The sequence below is a fragment of the Nocardia sp. Root136 genome, assembly GCF_001427185.1.
GTDB classification, from domain to species: Bacteria; Actinomycetota; Actinomycetes; order Mycobacteriales; family Mycobacteriaceae; genus Nocardia; species Nocardia salmonicida.
Genome location: NZ_LMFE01000001.1, coordinates 2,121,309 through 2,141,557 on the forward strand (window position 1 = coordinate 2,121,309; position 20,249 = coordinate 2,141,557).

Consider the following 20,249-nt stretch of genomic DNA (forward strand, 5'->3'; position numbering starts at 1 on the left):
CACCGCCAGATCCTCAAACGTGGTGATGGTTACACAAGAGCGAATCAGAGCTCATGACTTCTCTCAGTGATCTACGTCATCCGATGGGACGCGCATCCCTCGCACCTGCACGATTGCCTCGACATACGGACCGAGCAGGGCACTCATCTCGGCGGGGGCGTCGCGCTCGGGCACGGGCGGATTCGGGATGTAGCTCAGCGCGATGCGGACCAGCGCGTGCGCGAGCACATCGGCCTCGGCGCGCGTCGCGTCCACCCAGCTGTGCATGAAGACCTCGGTCAGGCGCGCGGTGGCGTGCCCGAGCAGTGGGGCCGCGTCGAGCGTGATGAGCCGCAGCAGATCCGGCTTCATCTCCCCGCTCAACAGCGAACGGACCAGCGGGTCGCCCGCGGCGGAGAGGAAGAACCCGGACATCCCGACCCGGATCGCCGCGCGCGCGTCACCGACATTGGCGTCGAGCGCCTCGCGCACATGGTCGACGAGATCATCGGCCAGGCGCAGCGCGTAGGCCTGCGAGAGCCCCGAGCGCGAACCGAACTCGTTGTAGAGCGTCTGCCTGCTCACCCCGGCTCTGGCCGCGACGTCACCGAGCGTGACCTTGGACCAGTCACGCTCGGTGAGCAGTTCGCGCATCCCGTCGAGGACCGAGGTGCGCAGCAGCTCGCGCGCGGCCTCCTGATACGGGATGCGCGAACCGGTGCGCGGGGTACCCGCGACGCTCACGAACGTTCGATCTCGACCATGAAGAAGTCGGACTTGCGGGCTCCACAGTCCGGGCAGGTCCAGTCGTCGGCGATGTCGTCCCAGCGGGTGCCGGGCGCGATGCCGTCGTCGGGCCAGCCCTCGGCCTCGTCGTACTCGAAACCGCACTGGACACACTGGTAGAGCTTGTACTCGGTCACTGCGATACTCCTACCGCTTCGAAGTCGATCTTCTCCCGCACCCCACAGTCCGGACAGCACCAGTCGTCGGGAACGGCAGTCCACAGTGTGCCAGGCGGAAATCCTTCGCGTGGCGCGCCTTTGGCTTCATCGAAGACGAAATCACAGACCGGACATTTGTAGGCACTCACGACTCGACCTCGGTTCCGTACTTTTCCAGCACCTGCTCGCGGCGCTTGGGTTCGATATTGGCGAGGCTGACGTCCCCGCCGTAGTGCGCGAGCACGCGCTTGTCCATCACCTTGCGCCAGATCGGCGGGAAGTAGCCGATCAGGATCATGCTGGCGTAGCCGCTGGGCAGGTTCGGCGCTCCGTCCCAACTGCGCAGCGTCTGATAGCGCCGGGTCGGATAGGCGTGATGGTCGCTGTGACGCTGCAGGTGGTACAGGAAGATGTTGGTGACGATGTGGTCGCTGTTCCAGCTGTGCTCGGGCGCCGGTCGTTCATAGCGTCCGCTCGCGGTCTTCTGCCGGACCAGGCCGTAGTGCTCGAGGTAGTTCACCGACTCGAGCAGACTGAAACCGACCACGGCCTGCAGGATCAGATACGGCAGCACCTCGACGCCGAAGACTGCGATCAAACCGAGCCACAACACCACCGACATGGCCCAGGCGTTGAGCACATCGTTGCGCAGCGTCCACGGGCTCTTGTCGAGTCGGCCGAGACGTTCCTTCTCGAGGTGCCAGGCCGAGCGCAGGCTGCCCCAGACCGTGCGCGGCCAGAAGGCCCAGAAGGACTCACCGATACGCGAACTCGCGGGGTCCTCCGGGGTGGCGACCCGCACGTGGTGACCACGATTGTGCTCGATGTAGAAGTGCCCGTAGAACGACTGGGCCAGCGCGATGCGCGCGAGCCAGCGCTCCAGTTCGACCTTCTTGTGACCGAGCTCGTGCGCGGTGTTGATGCCGATGCCGCCGATCATCCCGACGCTGATCGCGATACCGACCTTGTCGACCACATTGGCGCCGCCGGGGAAGCCGAGCCAGTGCAGGTTCGGCGCGGTGATGATGTAGCAGGCGAAGATCAGCGAGGCGTACTGGAACGGCAGGTACAGGTAGGTGAGGTAGCGGTAGTACTTGTCGTTCTCCAGGTACTCCATCACCTCGTCGGGCGGGTTGTCGCCGTCCGGCCCGAAGAACAGGTCGGCCAGCGGGATCACGATGTAGACCAGCACCGGCCCCAGCCAGAACGGGATCTCGGCGATGCGGTGCCAGCCGAGCTGGTTGAGACCCCAGATCAGCGGGATCGCGATCGTGAACAGGCCGGTCGGGGCGAACAGGCCCCACAGCCACAAATATCGTTTGGAATCTCGCCATTGCGGCGGCGCGACCCGCTGCTCGGACGCGTTGGCATCAGTCGACATCATCGTCTCCAGTTCCGAGGCACATCTCACATCTGTGATGTGCGTAACTCTCTGTTACAGACGATAGGTGCGGATATGTCGGATGTCTAGACAAATTTCGCCATTTGTAAAGAAGACCCGGTCGAGCAACGAAAACGACGGCCGTGCCCAACTGGGCACGGCCGTCGTCGTTACAGGTCAGAGACCTTTTCAGGGGCCTTTACATCACCCCTCTGACCGAAACCGAACGTCGGCGCCGGCAGGTAGCCCGTCGACCGGCCACCACCGCAGATCGGTCGATTCGGAGCTGCGAACCGGTACCGCGCCCGGGGGCGCCACGACCTCGAAGAGCAGGTCGAGATGTCGCGTCGGCACTCCGAGCGAGCAGGTGATCGGGTGGGCCTGCGCGCCGTAGAGACCCGGCGTGAGGATCAGGTCGGCGATGCCGGATTCCTCCACCGCTTCCCGCAGCGCCGCGTCCTGCACGGTCTTGTCATCGGGTTCGCAGTGACCGCCGAGCTGAATCCAGCGGCCCACGCGTGGGTGCAGGGTGAGCAGGATGTCGCGACGATCGTGGGACAGCACGATGGCCGACGCGGTGATGTGGCCGGGGGCGTGTTCACGCAGGCAGCCACGCGGCGCCGAGCCGAGGAACGCCAGAATCGCTTCGCGCAGTGAGTGATCCGCGCCGGTGCCGGGCTCCCACTGGGTGAGCAACTCGGTTGCCGAGGCGTGCAGCGATTCCGCGCTCATCGGGCCGACTCCGCGATCGCTGTCGGGTTCACAGCTCCACCAATCCCGCACCGGCCGAGCTGACGGCACGTGGTGTGGGCTCCTCCAGTGGATACCCGATCGCGATGGCGCCCAACGGCATCCAGTCCTCGTCCAGATCGAGGACCTCGCGGACGATCTCGGGCGCGAAGATGGTCGAGCCGATCCAGCAGCTGCCGAGACCGTCGGCGGCCAACGCGACGAGCAGGCCCTGCACGGCAGCGCCGACGGCCACCGTGAACATCGTCTGCTCGGCGGCCTGGCGACGAGCGTCGGGGTAGTCATGGGCGCCGTCGGGCACGCAGAACGGGATGATCACCTCCGGCGCGTCGAAAAGGATGCGACCGCGCGCGATTCGACGCTCCACGCGGTCGGGGGCGAGCCCGTCGGCGGTGAGGTCGGCGCGCCACTTCTCGGTCATGGCCTCGAGCAACCGCGCCCGCAGGGCCGCCTCGCGCAGCCAGACGAAGCGCACCGGACGGGTGTGGTGCGGTGCGGGCGCGGTGAGTCCGACCGCGACGGCGGCACGGATCCGTTCCGGGTCGACGGGTTCGCCGGTGAACGCGCGGACCGAACGACGCAGCGGCACAGCCTCTTTGCGGCCCTGCTCGAGCGCCTCGGCAGTGCCGAGCCAGAACAGGTCGTCGATGCCACCGCGCAGCAGCGCCGCCGCGGTCGAACCGTCGTCCTCGGTGTTCAGCCCGCGCACCACCGCTACCGGAACACCGCCGAGCTTGCCCTTGACCAGATCGGCGGCCGCGGCGAGCTCATCGGCGATGGCCACCTGCGTGACGTGCAGTTCGTTGCCCTGTTTGTCGACGGCGCCGTCGTAGTCGTGCAGCACCCGCAGGCCGGCCGACCCGATCGCCGCGTCGATCTGCCCGTTGCGCCAGGCCCGGCCCATCGTGTCGGTGACGACCACGGCCACGTCGACGCCGAGCCGCTGGGCGAGCGCGGTGCGCAGGGCTTTCGCGCTGCCGTCGGGATCGACAGGCAGCAGCACCAATTCGCCCTCGGCCACATTGGAGCCGTCGACGCCGGAGGCCGCCTGCACGATGCCGAGCCGGTTCTCGGTGATGAGGGTGCGGCCCTTGCGCGCGAGCACCCGAACGGCTTCGTCCTCGACGAGCTTGCGACGGGCGGTGTCGCGCTCCTCGGGGTCGAGGGGTGCGGCGACGATGCGCCCCTCGGCCTTCGACACGATCTTGCTGGTGACCACGAGGATGTCACCGTCGGCAAGCCAGGGCGCTTGTGCCGCAAGGTGTTCGGCGAGATCGTCACCCGGCCGGAACTCCGGCAGACCGGTCACCGGAAGGATCCGCAGCTCGTCGGCGGCATGGTCGGGCAACACGTCGACCTGGCCGTTCTCCGGCCGGATCGAGTCGGCAGCCTCCTGCGCGCTCATATCTTCACTCCCGCCAATTCCAGTGCGGCGCGCGCCATTTCAGCGGTCGCCTCGGGGTCGCTCATCAACAGCGGCACGCTGCGCACCTCGACGCCCGCGACATCGGCGGTATCGGTGGAGTGCACCAGCCATCCGTCGAGGATGCCGGTGGCCGAGCGGGCGCCGTAGCGGCGGCCGATCGCTTCGGCGGTGGACTCGACGCCGATCGCCGTGAGGCACTCATCTGCCATGCCGCGCAACGGCTTTCCATCGATCACCGGCGACAGGCCGATCACCTTGGCCTCGCTGGTGCGCAACGCGCCTCTGATCCCGGGCACGGCGAGGATCGCGCCGATGCTCACCACGGGGTTCGACGGGGCCAACAACACGGCGTCGGCAGTGGCTATGATTTCTGTCACATTTGGTGCCGGAGTGGCTTGCTCGGCGCCGATCGAGGCGAATCCGTGTGTCGGAAGCGCCGCGCGGTACCGCACCCACCATTCCTGGAAGTGGATCGCGCGACGTTCGCCAGCATTGTCGGGATCGCTGACCACGACGTGAGTTTCGCAGCGATCGTCGGTAGCCGGGATCAGCTTCACGCCCGGTTGCCACCGATTGCACAGCGCTTCGGTGACCGCGGACAGCGGATATCCGGCGCGCAGCATTTCGGTGCGAATGAGATGAGTGGCGATATCGCGATCGCCGAGGCCGAACCAATCGGGCTGAGCGTTGTATTTCGCCAGCTCCTCTTTCGCGTGCCAGGTTTCGTCGGCGTGGCCCCAGCCACGCTCGGTATCGATGCCACCGCCGAGGGTGTACATGCAGGTGTCGAGGTCGGGACAGATGCGAAGGCCATGCATCCAGACGTCGTCGCCGACGTTGACGATGGCGGAGATGTCGGCTTCGGGCAGCAGCTGCCGGACGCCTTGGAGGAACCGGGCACCGCCGACACCGCCGACGAGAACGGCGATCTTGGGCTCGCGCACCGCGTGTTGTGCAGTCACAGGGTCACAGCCTAGTGAGTGACGGTTGCCCGTTGCTTTCGCGCCGAATGACAGTGAAGTTGCTGGTCATTTGCCACGGCACATAACAAGATCAACACGAAAGGCGGGTGTGGAGTGTAACGGAAGGGTGACGGCGGGTTGACCACCGGCAAGTGCGGCGTGTCTAATCACAGACATGTCATTCCGGTCACCGCGAGAAGGCATAGCGCGGGGGCGTTTGCGAGAAGGTTCCAACTCGCCTGAAAAGGCTACTGCGCTAGGAGTTAGCGCAGGGCGCGTTTGCGAGAGGGTTCCAACTCGCCGGAAGGCAGGCTCGGGGAAGCCCGCGAGACTACGTCGCGGTGTTGGGCCGTCGGGGTTGCATCTGATCCGACGGAAAGAATCATTCTGCGCTAACACATAGTGAGGAGGCGGAACGATGACCGAAGATCTGGTCTCGCCGACCGATTCCACAGCAGGCGCAGCTCACGCTGTCTGCGCTGACATGAGCTGGCAGGAACCGGACGTGGTAAGCGAAGTCGCGGCTCCCCGGCTGAGTCTGGTCGTCACGGGCTTCGACGAAATGTTCGAATCGATCGAAGAGCAGTGGCAGGAACGCGCCCTCTGCGCTCAGACCGACCCCGAGGCGTTCTTCCCCGAGAAGGGCGGCTCGACGCGTGAGGCCAAGCGGATCTGCTTGGGCTGTGAAGTACGTGACCAGTGCCTGGAATACGCACTGGCACATGATGAACGCTTCGGCATCTGGGGCGGTCTCTCGGAACGAGAGCGTCGCAGGCTGAAGCGCGGAATCGGTTAAGTGACTGTTCGAAAGTAGACTCTCTCCAGGCCTGGCCCGGAGCCACGCAGGCGCAGTACGTCGGTGTCTCCGGGCGAACGCCCTTGTTGATCTTCACGGTGCAGGCGAGAGAGGTGAAAGACCCATGGCACGTTCCCGGCGTCATTCTCCGGCACCCACCGCTCGTTCGGTGACCCGCCGCGGCCGCGGAGTCCGAGGCCCCATGCTTCCGCCGACGGTGCCCGCGTGGCGCACAAGGGGCCAGAAATTCGATCGGCTCGTGCTCGAGGCGTTCGCCCCACTGGACACCCGCTGGCACGATCGCCTCACCAAGCTCGATATCGCCGTCGACGATGTACCGAAAATCCGTCCGCTGCATCCTGATTCGGTCACCTGGCCGGACGAGGTGGTCGCCGACGGACCCGTCCCGCTGTCGCGTCTCATCCCGGCGGGCGTCGACCGCCACGGTGCGGCCACCCGCGCCAGGGTGGTGTTGTTCCGCAAGCCGCTGGAATTGCGGGCGGCCGATCCCGACGATCTGGTGGAGTTGCTGCGCGAGGTACTCGTCCAGCAGATCGCGACCTACCTCGGCGTCGATCCCGATCTCATCGATCCCGAACCCGAGTAGGCGTACCTCCGCCTGAGACTGTCGAACGCATGCGCGACTACGCCCGTTTAGGGCGTGTCCGTATCCACTTTCGGTGCGCGGAGGGCTAATCTCGACGTCGTGATCCCTATGCGTCGTTGCTGCCGACCCGGCTGCAAGAACCCGGCTGTAGCGACGCTGACTTATGTGTACTCCGACTCGACCGCCGTCGTCGGACCCCTGGCCACCGTCGCCGAACCACATTCCTGGGATCTCTGCGAAACGCACGCCTGCCGCATCACCGCGCCCAAGGGCTGGGAACTGGTCCGCCACGAAGGCGGTTTCTCCTCGAGCACCCCGGACGACGACGACCTCACCGCACTGGCCGAAGCCGTTCGCGAAGCCGGCCTACGCCGCCGCCCCGCCGCCGAAGCCGACCAACCGGGCTACCGCGACAACGCCCCCTCGGCCCCGCGCACCGCGCGGACCGGCCGCCGGGGCCATCTTCGGGTTCTGCCGGATCCGTAGCTAGTCCGGCCAGGATCCCGAGGAGTCGGTGCAGCCCGCTAGGGTTAGCCACATGACGACCCTCGCGCGCTCTGGCGAACTCGTGAATGCCGTGATCAAGGCTTATGACGTCCGCGGGGTGGTGGGCGAACAGATCGACGAGGCGTTCGTCAGCGATGTCGGCGCTTCCTTCGCCCGACTCATGCGCGCCGAGGGCGCCCAGCGCGTGGTGATCGGCCACGACATGCGCGAATCCTCCCCCGCGCTGTCCGAGGCATTCGCGCAGGGCGTGCGGGCCCAGGGTCTGGATGTGGTGCACATCGGCCTCGCCTCCACCGACCAGCTCTACTTCGCCTCGGGCAAGCTCGGCTGTCCGGGGGCGATGTTCACCGCCAGCCACAATCCGGCGAAGTACAACGGCATCAAGCTGTGCCGCGCGAACGCGCTGCCCGTCGGCCAGGACACCGGGCTGGCGACCATCGCCGCCGAGGTGATCGAGGGTGTGCCCGCCTACGACGGCACGCCCGGCACCGCCACCAGCACCGATCTGCTCGCCGACTACGCGGACTACCTGCGCGCGCTGGTGAACCTCGACGAGATCCGCCCGCTCACCGTCGCGGTCGACGCGGGCAACGGCATGGGCGGGCACACCGTGCCCGCCGTCCTCGGCACCCTCGGACCGATCACCATCGTGCCGCTGTACTTCGAACTCGACGGCTCGTTCCCCAACCACGAGGCCAATCCGCTGGATCCGAAGAACCTCGTCGATCTGCAGGCGCTGGTCCGTTCCAGCGGCGCCGACATCGGCCTCGCCTTCGACGGCGACGCCGACCGCTGCTTCGTCGTCGACGAACGCGGCGAGCCGGTGTCCCCCTCGGCGATCACGGCCATCGTGGCCCAGCGTGAGCTGGCCAAGGAGCCGGGCGCCACCGTGATCCACAACCTGATCACCTCGCGCGCGGTGCCCGAGCTGGTCGAGGAGCTGGGCGGCAAGCCGGTGCGCACCAGGGTCGGGCACTCGTTCATCAAGCAGGAGATGGCCTCGACCGGCGCGGTATTCGGTGGCGAGCACTCGGCGCACTACTATTTCCGCGATTTCTGGGGTGCCGACTCGGGCATGCTGGCCGCGCTGCACGTGCTGGCCGCGCTCGGTGAGGGCACGCGTCCGGTCTCGGACCTGATGGCCGCCTACGACGTGTACGCCGCCTCCGGCGAGATCAACTCGACCGTCGCCGACGCCGCCGAGCGCACCGCCGCGGTACTCGCCGCGTTCGCCGACCGCACCGAGTCGGTGGACCGCATGGACGGCGTCACGGTCGATCTCGGCGGCCATGCCTGGTTCAACCTGCGCGCCTCGAACACCGAACCGCTACTCCGACTCAATGTCGAGGCCGGATCGCGCGACGATGTAAACGCACTCGTGACCGAGATCCTGAGCATCGTCCGCGCCTGACTGGGAAGATGAAACCAGTAGCAGTGGAATCACAGGCCCGGTATTCGGCCACGGCGGATTACGAGCATTGCCGGTGTCCGGCTGGAATAGTGGAGTCACGGACGACACAGCGCGATGAGGGGAGGTGGATTCGGCGATGATCGCTGGAACACCGGTATTCGACCTCGACGATGCCGAGTCGCTGGCGGCGGCCGACACCGCCGGCGCCCTGCGCTCGGCCGCATCGGGCGGCGCCCAGGTGCGGGCCACGGCCGCGGCGGTCGCCGAAACCTCGCTCATCGAACGGCTCTCCGATCTGCGCCCGCGCAGCCTGGTGCTGGTCGCGGGATCGGGTCGGGCCGCGCGCGCGGCCGGGCTGCTGGTCGCCACGCTCGGTGACCGGGCCGGGCTGCCGATCGTGCACGTCACCTCGCTGCCACCGTGGGTCGGTCCGCTGGACGTGGTCCTGGTGGCCGGTGACGACGCGGGCGATCCGCGACTCATCGATGCCGTCGACCGCGCCCTGCGCCGCAGTGCGGAAGTGGTGATCGCCGCCCCCAACGAGGGTCCGTTGCGCGCGGTCGCCGCCGGTCGCGCGATCGTGCTCGAACCTCGGGTGCCCGTGCTCGACCACAATCGGCTGCTGCGTTTCCTCGCCGTCGGGATCGCGGTGTTGCGCGGTGTCGACGCCCAGCGCAGCGGTCCGGCCACGCCCGATCTCACCGCGCTGGCCGACATGCTCGACGCCGAGGCGCTGCGCGACGGCCCACACACGGAAGCCTTCCGCAATCCGGCGAAGACCCTCGCCGCCCGCATGCACGGAGTCGGCGTAGTGCTCGCGGGGGACTCGCCCGCTGCCGTCGAACTGGCGGGCCACGGCGCCGAGGTGCTGCTGCAATCGGCGGGCAGGCTCGTCTCCGCCGCTGATCTGTCCGATGCGGTCGCCTCGGTCGGCCGACTCTCCCAGGCAACCGGCGGCACCGCACCCGGCTTCGATCCGCTGTTCCACGACGAGGAGCTCGACGGACCGGCGCCGGTCGAGCGGGTGCGGGTGCTGGCCTTGAGCGTGCATCCCGATCAGGCTGCCGCCCGGCGCAAGCTGGCGGTCTTCGAAGGTGCGGGCGGCGGCCTGGTCGACGCCGAGCTGGTCCATGCCGATGTCGACGTGCTGCAATCGCAGCTCGCCGACCCCGCCGCCGCGCCCGCGATCGAGCGCACCGCTGCCGCCTCCGCCGCAGGGGGCGGACACGGCAGCGAACTCGAACAGCTCGCGGTGCTGGCGCTGCGGCTGGACATGGCCGCGGCCTATCTTCGGCTGACCCTCGCACGGGGTGCCGCCGCGCCCGAGCCGGATCGATACGACGGGGGACGCTACTAGTGCAGGAACTCGTTGGTGCGCTGCGTTCTTACGCATGGGGGTCGCGCACCGCGCTCGCTCAGCTGTGCGGACGGCCGGTGCCATCGGCCCATCCCGAGGCCGAACTCTGGTTCGGCGCGCACCCGGCCGATCCCGCGCACGTCAAGACGGACTCGGGCACACGCTCGCTGGTCGAGGTACTCACCGCCGACCCGGCGGGCGAATTGGGCGCGGTGGCCGACACTTTCGGCGCCCGCCTGCCGTTCCTGCTGAAAATCCTCGCTGCCGAGGAACCGCTGTCGCTGCAGGCCCACCCGAGTTCGGCGCAGGCGCGAGCCGGATTCGAACGGGAGAACCGCACCGGCGTCGCGCTCGATTCGCCGCTGCGCAACTACCGCGACGACAGCCACAAGCCCGAACTCGTTGTCGCGCTGGAGCGTTTCGAGGCGCTGGCCGGGTTCCGCGACCCGCTCCGCACCGTCGAGTTGTTACGCGCGCTCGACGTGCCCGGCCTCAATATCTACGCCGAACTGCTTGCCGCCCAGCCCGATTCGGCCGGCCTGCGGACCTTGTTCACCACCTGGATCACGCTGCCGCCCGCCGCGCTGTCGAAGCTGCTGCCCACGGTGCTCGAGGGCTGTGTGCACTACCTGTCGAGCAAGGGCGCGCGGGCGTTCACCGCCGAGGTGCGCACCGCGCTCGAACTGGCCGAGGTCTACCCCGGCGACGCGGGTGTCCTCGCCGCATTGCTGCTCAACCGCCTGACCCTGGAACCGGGCCAGGCGCTGTTCCTCGCGGCCGGCAATCTGCACGCCTACCTGCGTGGGGTCGGGGTGGAGATCATGGCCAACTCCGACAATGTGTTGCGCGGCGGGCTCACCCCCAAGCACGTCGACGTGCCCGAACTCCTGCGGGTGCTCGACTTCGAACCGATCGACCTGCCGGTGATCGAACCCGCCCCCGGGGACGACGGCGGCATCCGGTACCGCACGCCCGCACCGGAATTCGCCCTGTGCCGCTTCGATCTCGGCGCCGAGGACGAGCCGGTCGTGCTCGCCGACGTCGGCCCGGGCATCGTGCTGTGCACCGCGGGCACGCTCGAACTCTCCGAGAACGGACGCACCCTCGTCGTCGAACGTGGCAGCGCGGCCTGGATCTCCGCCACCGACACCGACATCAAGGCGCGCGCGTTGCGCGGGCCCGCGCAGCTGTTCAGCGCCTGCGTCGGCGGCGGCAACTGATCTGTGCCGTAGGCGAACCCCCGCCTCGGCTCCCGCGCAGGACGGATGACCGCTCCGCGTCGCTGTCCTATTAGGCTGTGGCGAGTCGTGTTCAGTGAACAGAAGGGCGGGCCGGCATGTCGGCTGGTGGTGGCAAGAAGGCGATCGTCGCGGCGTTGGTAGCCAACGCGGGGATCGCGGTGGCCAAGTTCGTCGGCGCGTTCATCACGGGGTCGGCGTCGATGATGGCGGAGGGCGTGCACTCGGTCGCCGACACCTCGAATCAGGGTCTGCTGCTGTTCGGGCAGCGCGCCGCCGCCAAGGACGCCGACGAGCTGCACCAGTTCGGATACGGCCGTAACCGCTACTTCTACTCGTTCGTCGTGGCGCTGGTGCTGTTCACCCTCGGCTCGGTGTACGCGGTCTACGAAGGCATCCACAAGGTCCAGCATCCCGAGGAGCTGAGTCAGCCGATTGTCGCGGTCATCATCCTCGTGATCGCGATCGGCCTCGAGACTTTCAGCTTCCTCACCGCGGTGCGTGAATCCAGGCCGCTCAAGGGCGATGCGAGCTGGTGGCGGTTCATCCGCAACTCGCGCAGCCCCGAGCTGCCGGTGGTGTTGCTCGAGGACACCGGCGCACTGATCGGTCTGGTACTCGCGCTCGGCGGCGTCGGGCTCACCATGGTCACCGACGACCCGATCTACGACGGCATCGGCACCCTGTGCATCGGTGTCCTGCTCGGCATCATCGCGATCGTGCTGATCGTGGAGATGAAGAGCCTGCTCATCGGTGAAGGCGCCACCCCCGAACAGGGTCTGGCCATCCGCGAGAACCTGGTCGACGGCGCCAAGATCACCTCGGTGATCCATCTCAAGACCCAGTACCTGGGCCCGGAGGAAATGCTGATCGCGGCCAAGGTCGCGCTCGCCCCGAACCTGGACATCGCCGGTGTCGCCGAGGCGATCGACGCGGCCGAAACGCGCGTGCGCGCAGCAGTACCCACCGCCCGCCTGATCTACTTGGAACCCGACCTCTACCGTGTGAAATAGCGGCTGGCGGCGCGGTTCTCGGCCCGACGACACGGTGTGGAGTCGGGGTGTGGGTCAGCGACCGTTGTAGCGTTCGTCTATGGCCGAGCAAGGTGGAGACAGCAAGGTCGCGATCCTCGCCGCACTCGGGGCGAACGCCGGCATCATGGTCGCGAAGTTCATCGGGGCGTTCATCACCGGGTCGTCGTCGATGCTTGCCGAGGCGGTGCACTCGGTGGCCGACACCGGCAACGAGGCGCTGCTGCTGGTCGGCCGCAATCGGGCCGACCAGCCCGCGGACACGCTGCACCCCTTCGGGTATTCGCGCAATCGGTATTTCTATTCGTTCGTCGTCGCGCTTGTCCTGTTCGTCATGGGGTCACTGTTCGCGATCAACGAGGCGATCCACAAAATCCGGTTCCCGGAGGAGATCGTTTCGGCCTGGGTCGCGATCGGGATTCTCGGGGTATCGCTGGTGCTGGAGAGCGCCAGTTTCCGTACCGCGCGCAAGCAGTCGGCGCCACTGAAGGGCAAGAATTCGTGGTGGCATTTCATTCGCCACACCCGCAATCCTGAACTGCCCGTGGTGCTGCTCGAGGACGCGGGCGCGATCATCGGCCTGCTGTTCGCCCTGACCGGGGTGAGTCTGTCGGTGCTCACCGGAAATGCGGTGTGGGACGGCGTCGGCACGCTACTCATCGGCGTCCTGCTCGGCGTGAACGCGGTGATCCTGATCGTGGAAACCAAGAGCCTGCTGATCGGTGAGGGCGCGACGGCCAAGGACGACACCGCGATTCGGTCGGCGCTGCTCGCCGATCCACGGATCGAGCGCGTCATCCGGATGCAGACCCAGTACCTCGGTCCACAGGACCTGTTGATCAACGCCAAGATCGCGCTGCACGCGGGCCTGGACATCACGCAGGTGTCCGAGGTCATCGACGCCGCGGACGACCGCATTCACGCCGCCGTGCCGAACACCTGCACGGTCTACCTCGAGCCTGACGTGTTCAAGCCCGACAAGGTCCACGACCTACCGATGAAGCCGAGCTGAGCGGCTACCGGTAGGCGAGCGCCGCGCCGCGCAACAGGTCGAGCGGGTCGGTGACGATACCGAAACGGTTGCGCAGCAGGTGCTGTGCCGCGTGCAGTCCCGACATCCCGTGCACGCCCGGCCCCGGTGGGGTCGACGACGAGCACAGGTAGGTGCCCGGAATCGGGGTGGAATAAGGGTTCCAGCGAGCGAGCGGACGGAACAGGGTCTGGCGCGTGGACATCGCGCCCGCCGAGATATCGCCGCCGATGTAGTTGGCGTTGTGCGCGGGCATGAAAGCCGCCGGTCGCACATGTTTGGCGAGGATCAGATCGCGGAAACCGGGCGCGAAGCGTTCGACCTGGTCGATCACCTGGTCGCTGATATCGCGATCGGTCCCGTTGGGAACGTGGGCATAGGTGTAGAAGGTGTGCTGTCCCTCGGGTGCTCGGGTGGCGTCGACCACGCCGGGCTGAATGGCCAGCACGAACGGCCGATCGGCGAACGCGCCGGTGGCGACCTGGTGTTCGGCGTGCATGGCTTCGGCTCTGGTGCCGACCAGGTGCAGGGTGCCCGCCAGGTCGGCGCCCGGCGCGGCCCACGGCACCGGTCCCGACAGGGCGAAGTCGACCTTGCAGGCGGCGTTGCCGTACTGGAAACGTCCGAGGCTGTTGCGGTATCGCGACGGCAGACGGTCACCGGCGATGCGAAGGAGTTCGGCGGGCGAGGTGTCGAACAGCACCGCGCGGGCGGTGGCGAGTTCGGCGAAATCGTCGACCCGGTGCCCGGTGAGCACCTCCCCACCGAGGCTTTCGATTTCGGCGATCATCGCGTTCGGGATCGCTTGACTGCCGCCGCGCGGGATCACCCAGCCGCCCGCGTGCGCGAGGGTGCCGAGCAGCAGTGCCGCGCCGACCGCGGGGAAGGCGCGCGGTGAGGTGATGGCGTGGGCGGCCACACCGCTGAACATCGCGGGCGCCACATCACCGCTGAAACGGTTGTCGGACAACGGGGACGCCTGTTCGAGCAGGCGGGTCGCGAACTTGATGCCCGTGCCGACGCGCAGGGGTGGATGCCGCAGATCCGACATGGCCAGCTCGACCACCTCGGGCCAGTGTTCGACCAGCGGCGCGAACAGCTCGCACCATGCCCGGCCGTCGCGACCGAGGTCGGCGACGGTGGATTCGAGGTTGCGCCAAGCCAATCCGGCGATTCCACCGTCTAGCGGATGAGCGTAGGAGACGGTCGGGGTGAGCAGGTCGACGCCGTGCGCGGCGAGATCGAACGCGCGAAAGAACGGTGACGCCAACGCCATCGGATGCGCACCGGCACAGATGTCGTGATGGAAGCCGGGCAGGGTGAGCTCGGCGGTGCGCGATCCACCGCCTGCCTGCTCCTGCGCTTCGAGGACCCGCACCGACAACCCGGCGCGTGCGGCGATCACCGCCGCGGCAAGACCGTTCGGCCCCGACCCCACTACTACGACTTCCGCCATCCGCCGTCCCTTCGCCCTCGGCCGCTCTGCCGACCTGCGTCGTTACCTCCAACCTACGCGGAGCGGCGAGCCTGTCGCCGTGCGCTCGGTCACCCGGCAGGTTCGACACCGCGACGGCACCGCACCGAGCGACACCACCGGACCGGTGTGGCGCGAGAGGGTTTCGAACAGCCGCGCCGTCCCGCTCAGCTCGGGTCGACCGCCGCTTCGCTTGTCCCGTCGACCAGCAGGGTGATGCGCCGTTCGCGCAGTTCGGGGCGCAATCGGCCGTTGCGGTCGAGGGTGGCCAGGCCGTGCAGGGAAGCCCAGGCGACTTCGGTGCGGGCGCCGAGGTCGTCGCCCTCGGAGTAGGGGGCGAACATCGCCTCCAGGCCGGCGAAGGCATCGCGCAGGGGTTGTGGGGCGTCGAGACCGAAGTTCAGGTCCGTCTTCTGCTGGAAGATGGCGTCGTAGCGGGCCGGGTTGGCGGTGGCGAAGTCGAGGTAGGCGCGCGCGACATTGGCGATCACCTCCGCATGGGTGGTCGCCGCCTCGCGGGCCAGCTTCAGTTGTTCGGCGAGCTCGACGCAACCCTGCAGCGCGACGGCGCCGACGATGGCCGCCTTGTTCGCGAAGTGGCTGTAGAGCACGGGCTGGCTGTATTCGATGCGGTCGGCCAGTTTGCGGATGGTGACCGCGTCCCAGCCTTCCGCTTCGGCCATCTCGCGCGCGGTGTCGATGATCCGCTGATGCCGTTCGGCGCGTTCGCGTTCCTTGCGCTGTTGGGTGCTCATGCTCGAAATTCTAGCAGCGCTAGACAAGATAGCGAGGCTCTGGTTATAGTTCTCTCAACACCTAGCGCCGCTAGATTTCAGAGCAAGCAACAAGATTCAGGAGCACCCCATGACCACCTCGCGCATCGCCACCGCCCTCTCCCTGCTCGGCGGGATCTTCATCATCTACGTCGGCATCAACTACCTCATCGCCCCGGAGATGACGGCCGCGGGCTTCGGCCTCCCCGCTGTGCCCGAGGGCGACGCGGTGGCCTTCCTGAACCTCAAGGGCGTCCGCGACGTGGTGAGCGGCCTGGTGATCCTCGGCCTGCTGGCCACCAAGCAGCGCTTCGCGCTCGGCGTCGCCATGCTGGCCACCTCGCTCACGCCGTTCGGGGACATGGCCACCGTCCTGAGCTGGCACGGCTCCACCGCCACCGCGTTGGGCGTCCACGGCTTCACCGCCGTACTCGTCGCGCTCGCCGGCGTGCTGCTGATCCGCGAAAGCCGCGAGAGCGCGACACAGCGCCGACTCGTCGCGGCGTGACCACACCAGCGATGAATTCCGTCCCACCGCACCGTCTTCACCGATAACGAACACCCATCGAGGAGGAACCACCATGGCGAACGCGCCGCACGGCCCCGCGTCCTACTTCCCCACCATCGAGACCAAGTACGGGCGCACCGTCGACGAATGGTTCACCCTGCTCGACGCGGCCGAGCCGACCGGGCACACGGCCCTGGTCACCTGGCTGAAGTCCGAACACGGCCTCGGCCACGGTCACGCCAACGCCCTGGTGCAGTTCCACCTCAACCCCGGCAAGTGGTCCAGAATCTAGCCCTACTGGAACCCGAAGGCCCCGCGATTCCTCATCGCGGGGCCTTCGACCGTCTCAGGACACCTCCACCGGCTGCGCCGGCACAGGTTTCGTGAGTTCGACGGGCTGATCCACTTCGTGGTCGTCGACCATCGTCTCCTCGTCGAACGGCAGTTCACGGTCGAGCACGCGGCGGGTCCGGTCGGCGTCGACGGTCTTGGTCCAGGTGCCGATGAGCAGCGTGGCCACGGCGTTGCCCGAGAAATTGGTCAGCGCACGGGCTTCCGACATGAAGCGGTCGATGCCGACGATCAGGCCGACACCGTCGAGCAGGTCGGGGCGATGACTCTGCAGGCCGCCGGCGAGGGTGGCCAGGCCGGCGCCGGTGACGCCCGCGGCGCCCTTGGACGCGATGATCATGAACAGCAGCAGGCCGATCTGTTCGCCGAGCGCGAGCGGCTTGCCCATCGCGTCGGCGATGAAGATCGAGGCCATCGTCAGGTAGATGGCGGTGCCGTCGAGGTTGAACGAATATCCGGTCGGCACAACGACACCCACGGTGGTGCGCTCCACACCCGCGTGTTCCATCTTCGCGATCAGTCGCGGCAGCGCCGATTCCGACGACGAGGTCGCCACGATTAGCAGGTACTCACGCGACAGGTACCGGCACAGCTTCAGGATCGAGACGCCCGAGACCATCCGCAGGATCACGCCGAGCACACCGAACACGAACACCAGACACGTCAGATAGAACGCGATCATCAGTGTCGCCAACTGCACCACCGCCGACCAGCCGGTGCGCCCGACCACGTTCGCGATCGCGCCGAACGCGCCGATCGGAGCCAGCCACAGGATCATCGACAGGATGCGGAACACCAGCTTCTGACCCAGCGCGACCGCGCGCAGGATCGGCGCCCCCGCATCGCCCATCGCCTGCACGGCGAACCCGACCAGCAGCGCGACGAACAGGGCCTGCAGCACGCTGCCCGCGGTGAGCGACGACACGAGCGTGGTCGGCACGATGTTCTGGATGAAGTCCCACGTGCCACCCGCGCTGTGCGCCTGATCGGCGTATTTCGCCCCCGCTCCCGAGGCGCCGACATCGAGTCCCTCACCCGGATCGATGAGGTTTCCGACGACGAGCCCGATGCCGAGCGCGACCGTCGACATCAGCAGGAAATACCCGATGGCCAGGCCACCGACCTTGCCCACAGTGGCGGCCGCGCGCACCGAACCGATGCCCAGCACGATCGTGCAGAAGATGACAGGTGCGATCATCATCTTGATCAGGTTCACGAACACGGTGCCGAGCGGCGCCAGTGACTGACCGAATTCCGGGGCCACCCGGCCGACAATGACGCCGGCCACGACGGCGATGATCACCGCGATGTAGAGCCAATGGGTATGGTCGCGTTTCCGTTGTCCGGTGGTTGAGCTCATGTCGACGAGCATGAGCAACTATTGTGACGGCCGTCACTTTGGTCCATAAGTTTCATATCGACGCATAACGTTCGAGAAATTCAGGTCGGAGGCAAGAGGTGCGACGAGGACGACTGTCGCTCGCGGGACAGGCCTTCGTATGGCAGTTGGTGGTGCTGGCGTTGCTGATCGCCGTCGGCACGATCCTGGCCGTGCTCGATGCCAGGCGCGATCATGACCTGGCCGCGGAAATACAGGTCAGAGACGTGGCGGTGACAGTGGCGCGGTCGCCGTCGACCCTGGCGGCGGTCAACTCGCCCTACCCGAGCGGGCTGCTGCAGCCGACCACCGAGCGGATCAGAGCGGCCACCGGCATGGACTTCATCGTCGTGATGGCGCCCGACCGCACCCGCTACACCCACACCAACCCCGACCTGATCGGCAAGCCGTTCGTCGGCAGCATCGATGGCGCGCTGGCAGGCCAGACCCTGACCGAGACGTTCACCGGTACCCTCGGCCCCTCGATCCGCGCGGTCACCCCGGTCTACGACAACGGCCGGGTGGTGGCGCTGGTCTCGGCCGGGGTCACCCGGGCCAAGATCAGCACCCAGGTGGCCTCCCAGCTACCCCTGATCCTCGGGGTGGCCGCGGTGGGGCTCGGGCTGGCCGCGCTGTCGTCGTTCCTGATCAGCCGCAGGCTGCGCCGCCAGACCCACGGTCTGGCGCCCGACGAACTGCGCGCGCTCTACGAACACCACGACGCGGTCCTGCACTCCGTGCACGAGGGGCTGGTGGTGTTCGGCGCCCAGGCCGAGGCCGCGGAGGTGGTCAACGATCAGGCGCGCACCCTGCTCGACCTGCCCGACGGTCCGGTCTTCCGCACCGACCTGCCCGTCTCGCTGCAACAGATGAGTGGCGGCGTGGTGCGCGACGAGACGCACGTGACCACCGACCGCATCCTGCTGGTCAATCAGGACCTGGTCAGCTGGGAGGGCCGCGAAATCGGCACCGTGCTCACCATCCGCGATCAGACCGAACTGCGCTCGGTGCTCGGCGAGCTCGACTCGGTGCGCGGCTTCGCCGAATCGCTGCGCGCCCAGGCACACGAGGCGGCCAACCGGCTGCACACCGTGGTCACCATGGTCGAGCTGGGCCGCCCGGACGAAGCGGTGGCCTTCGCGACCGCGGAATTGCAGCTCTCGCAGGTGCTGATCGACCGTCTGCTGGCCGCCGTCGGCGACGCGGCATTGGCCGCGCTGTTGCTCGGCAAGGTCGACCAGGCCGCCGAACGCGGGGTGGGCCTGGCCATCAGCGAGGACACCGCGCTGGATTCCACCGATCCGCTGTCGGCGCACGAGACCGTCACCCTGGTCGGCAACCTGATCGACAACGCGATCGACGCGGCGGCGGGAACCGTCGACAAGCGCGTCGAGGTGTCGGTGTGTCATCGTGACGGCGCGCTGTGGGTCCAGGTGTCCGACAGCGGACCGGGTATGTCGGCCCAGATGTTCTCCCGGGCCGCCGAACGCGGCTACACCACGAAATCCGACCACGCGGGCCTCGGCCTCGCTCTGGTGCACCGCCTCGTCGACCGACATCGCGGCGCCATCACCACCACGGCCGCACCACACAGCGCGGTCATCGTTCGCATTCCGCTGAAGGAGACACCATGATCCGCGTGCTGATCGTCGAGGACGAGCCGTTGATCGCCCAGGCACATCGGGCCTATCTCGAACGGCTCGACGGTTTCGTCACCGGCGGGGTCGTCCACACCGGACGCGACGCACTGCGGGTGGCGGCCGAGGCGATCGCCGACGGCAATCCGTTCCACCTGGTGCTGATGGACATCGGACTGCCCGATATCAGCGGGCTCGATGTGGCCGCCGCGCTCAACGGACTGCAGCCGCGACCCGATGTCATCGCGATCACCTCGGCTCGCGAGCTGAACATGGTGCGCAGCGCGGTGGCGCACGGCGTGGTGTTGTACCTGCTCAAGCCGTTCACCTTCGCCGCGTTCCGGGAGAAGCTGGAACGCTACCGCGGCTTCGACACCGCGCTGCCCGCGGGCGAGGCGGCGCTGTCGCAGTACGACATCGACCGCGCGCTCGGTGCGCTGCGCACCGCCGACCAGAAGGCCGGTGCGCCGAAAGGCGTTGTGCAGCACACCCTGGAGGAGGTATCGCGGGCGGTGCGCTCGGTCGAATCGGGCATCACGGCCACCGATGCCGCCGCGGCCGTGGGTGTTTCGCGGATCACGGCGTGGCGGTACCTGGAGAAGCTCGCCGACGACGGATTGGCCGAACGCCGTGCCGATTACGGCCGGGCCGGTCGCCCGAAGACCCGCTACCGCTGGCGCACGAGCACGTAACCCGCTCGCACGCAACC

The 20,249-nt window shown here is 67.7% G+C and carries 22 protein-coding genes; 12 read left to right on the forward strand and 10 right to left on the reverse strand.

Annotation, left to right across the window (positions count from 1 at the left end; genetic code table 11):
- Window positions 1-63: 63 nt before the first annotated feature.
- The 7 genes from ASD42_RS09865 to cofD form a co-directional block, all read right to left on the reverse strand.
- On the reverse strand, window positions 64-723 hold the full coding sequence (locus tag ASD42_RS09865) for a TetR/AcrR family transcriptional regulator (protein ID WP_056813065.1): 660 nt from the start codon (window positions 721-723) through the stop codon (window positions 64-66).
- Window positions 720-902, reverse strand: a complete 183-nt coding sequence (locus ASD42_RS09870; RefSeq protein WP_056813067.1) for a rubredoxin — start codon at window positions 900-902, stop codon at window positions 720-722. Before ASD42_RS09870 ends, ASD42_RS09865 begins: the two co-directional genes overlap by 4 nt.
- Complete coding sequence (locus tag ASD42_RS33730; RefSeq protein ID WP_082844102.1) at window positions 899-1,072, reverse strand: rubredoxin; 174 nt, start codon at window positions 1,070-1,072, stop codon at window positions 899-901. The genes ASD42_RS09870 and ASD42_RS33730 overlap by 4 nt, the downstream gene beginning before the upstream one ends.
- Window positions 1,069-2,304: an alkane 1-monooxygenase gene (locus ASD42_RS09875; RefSeq protein ID WP_435831624.1), complete on the reverse strand. Its 1,236-nt coding sequence runs from the start codon at window positions 2,302-2,304 to the stop codon at window positions 1,069-1,071. Before ASD42_RS09875 ends, ASD42_RS33730 begins: the two co-directional genes overlap by 4 nt.
- A 204-nt stretch (window positions 2,305-2,508) precedes the next feature.
- A complete protein-coding gene (locus ASD42_RS09880) occupies window positions 2,509-3,036 on the reverse strand; it encodes an NUDIX hydrolase (RefSeq protein ID WP_056813072.1) in 528 nt (175 codons plus the stop codon).
- Window positions 3,037-3,064: 28 nt separating this feature from the next.
- Complete coding sequence (locus ASD42_RS09885; RefSeq protein ID WP_056813075.1) at window positions 3,065-4,459, reverse strand: coenzyme F420-0:L-glutamate ligase; 1,395 nt, start codon at window positions 4,457-4,459, stop codon at window positions 3,065-3,067.
- Window positions 4,456-5,442 (reverse strand): 2-phospho-L-lactate transferase, encoded by a 987-nt coding sequence (gene cofD / locus ASD42_RS09890; RefSeq protein WP_235569355.1) that lies wholly within the window; start codon window positions 5,440-5,442, stop codon window positions 4,456-4,458. The genes ASD42_RS09885 and cofD overlap by 4 nt, the downstream gene beginning before the upstream one ends.
- Before the next feature lie 562 nt (window positions 5,443-6,004).
- Here cofD and ASD42_RS09895 point away from each other — a divergent pair.
- The 8 genes from ASD42_RS09895 (at window position 6,005) to ASD42_RS09930 (ending at window position 13,401) form a co-directional block, all read left to right on the forward strand.
- Window positions 6,005-6,238 carry a WhiB family transcriptional regulator gene (locus ASD42_RS09895; protein ID WP_133733920.1) on the forward strand — a complete coding sequence of 78 codons (234 nt, stop codon included), beginning with the start codon at window positions 6,005-6,007 and terminating at the stop codon, window positions 6,236-6,238.
- Window positions 6,239-6,362: 124 nt separating this feature from the next.
- Window positions 6,363-6,845: a metallopeptidase family protein gene (locus tag ASD42_RS09900; RefSeq protein WP_194826429.1), complete on the forward strand. Its 483-nt coding sequence runs from the start codon at window positions 6,363-6,365 to the stop codon at window positions 6,843-6,845.
- A gap of 108 nt (window positions 6,846-6,953) precedes the next feature.
- Complete coding sequence (locus tag ASD42_RS09905) at window positions 6,954-7,331, forward strand: DUF3499 domain-containing protein (RefSeq protein ID WP_056813084.1); 378 nt, start codon at window positions 6,954-6,956, stop codon at window positions 7,329-7,331.
- 52 nt (window positions 7,332-7,383) lie between these two features.
- The gene (locus ASD42_RS09910) at window positions 7,384-8,763 is read left to right on the forward strand and encodes a phosphomannomutase/phosphoglucomutase (RefSeq protein WP_056813086.1); all 1,380 of its coding nucleotides are present in this window, start codon (window positions 7,384-7,386) and stop codon (window positions 8,761-8,763) included.
- Between the two features lie 136 nt (window positions 8,764-8,899).
- Window positions 8,900-10,120, forward strand: coding sequence for a hypothetical protein (locus ASD42_RS09915; RefSeq protein WP_056815919.1), 1,221 nt, complete (start codon window positions 8,900-8,902; stop codon window positions 10,118-10,120).
- On the forward strand, window positions 10,120-11,340 hold the full coding sequence (gene manA / locus ASD42_RS09920; RefSeq protein ID WP_056813089.1) for a mannose-6-phosphate isomerase, class I: 1,221 nt from the start codon (window positions 10,120-10,122) through the stop codon (window positions 11,338-11,340). Before ASD42_RS09915 ends, manA begins: the two co-directional genes overlap by 1 nt.
- A 116-nt stretch (window positions 11,341-11,456) precedes the next feature.
- Complete coding sequence (locus ASD42_RS09925; RefSeq protein WP_056813093.1) at window positions 11,457-12,371, forward strand: cation diffusion facilitator family transporter; 915 nt, start codon at window positions 11,457-11,459, stop codon at window positions 12,369-12,371.
- A 79-nt stretch (window positions 12,372-12,450) separates the two neighbouring features.
- Complete coding sequence (locus ASD42_RS09930) at window positions 12,451-13,401, forward strand: cation diffusion facilitator family transporter (RefSeq protein WP_056813096.1); 951 nt, start codon at window positions 12,451-12,453, stop codon at window positions 13,399-13,401.
- A 4-nt stretch (window positions 13,402-13,405) separates the two neighbouring features.
- Here the strand turns inward: ASD42_RS09930 and ASD42_RS09935 are convergent, their stop codons facing one another.
- Together ASD42_RS09935 and ASD42_RS09940 are read right to left on the reverse strand one after the other, a co-directional pair.
- Complete coding sequence (locus ASD42_RS09935) at window positions 13,406-14,875, reverse strand: phytoene desaturase family protein (protein ID WP_056813099.1); 1,470 nt, start codon at window positions 14,873-14,875, stop codon at window positions 13,406-13,408.
- 185 nt (window positions 14,876-15,060) lie between these two features.
- The gene (locus ASD42_RS09940) at window positions 15,061-15,648 is read right to left on the reverse strand and encodes a TetR/AcrR family transcriptional regulator (RefSeq protein ID WP_056813102.1); all 588 of its coding nucleotides are present in this window, start codon (window positions 15,646-15,648) and stop codon (window positions 15,061-15,063) included.
- Window positions 15,649-15,757: 109 nt separating this feature from the next.
- On the opposite strand from ASD42_RS09940, the gene ASD42_RS09945 reads away from it, so the two are divergent.
- Both ASD42_RS09945 and ASD42_RS09950 read left to right on the forward strand, forming a co-directional pair.
- Window positions 15,758-16,174, forward strand: coding sequence for a DUF4267 domain-containing protein (locus ASD42_RS09945; protein WP_056813105.1), 417 nt, complete (start codon window positions 15,758-15,760; stop codon window positions 16,172-16,174).
- Window positions 16,175-16,247: 73 nt separating this feature from the next.
- Window positions 16,248-16,466, forward strand: coding sequence for a DUF4287 domain-containing protein (locus ASD42_RS09950; RefSeq protein WP_056813109.1), 219 nt, complete (start codon window positions 16,248-16,250; stop codon window positions 16,464-16,466).
- Window positions 16,467-16,520: 54 nt separating this feature from the next.
- Here ASD42_RS09950 and ASD42_RS09955 read toward each other — a convergent pair whose 3' ends face one another.
- Complete coding sequence (locus ASD42_RS09955; RefSeq protein WP_056815922.1) at window positions 16,521-17,885, reverse strand: cation:dicarboxylate symporter family transporter; 1,365 nt, start codon at window positions 17,883-17,885, stop codon at window positions 16,521-16,523.
- Window positions 17,886-17,983: 98 nt separating this feature from the next.
- Here ASD42_RS09955 and ASD42_RS09960 point away from each other — a divergent pair, with 98 nt between their 5' ends.
- Both ASD42_RS09960 and ASD42_RS09965 read left to right on the forward strand, forming a co-directional pair.
- Window positions 17,984-19,537: an ATP-binding protein gene (locus ASD42_RS09960; protein WP_235569356.1), complete on the forward strand. Its 1,554-nt coding sequence runs from the start codon at window positions 17,984-17,986 to the stop codon at window positions 19,535-19,537.
- On the forward strand, window positions 19,534-20,232 hold the full coding sequence (locus tag ASD42_RS09965) for a response regulator (protein ID WP_056813112.1): 699 nt from the start codon (window positions 19,534-19,536) through the stop codon (window positions 20,230-20,232). The genes ASD42_RS09960 and ASD42_RS09965 overlap by 4 nt, the downstream gene beginning before the upstream one ends.
- Window positions 20,233-20,249: the final 17 nt, after the last annotated feature.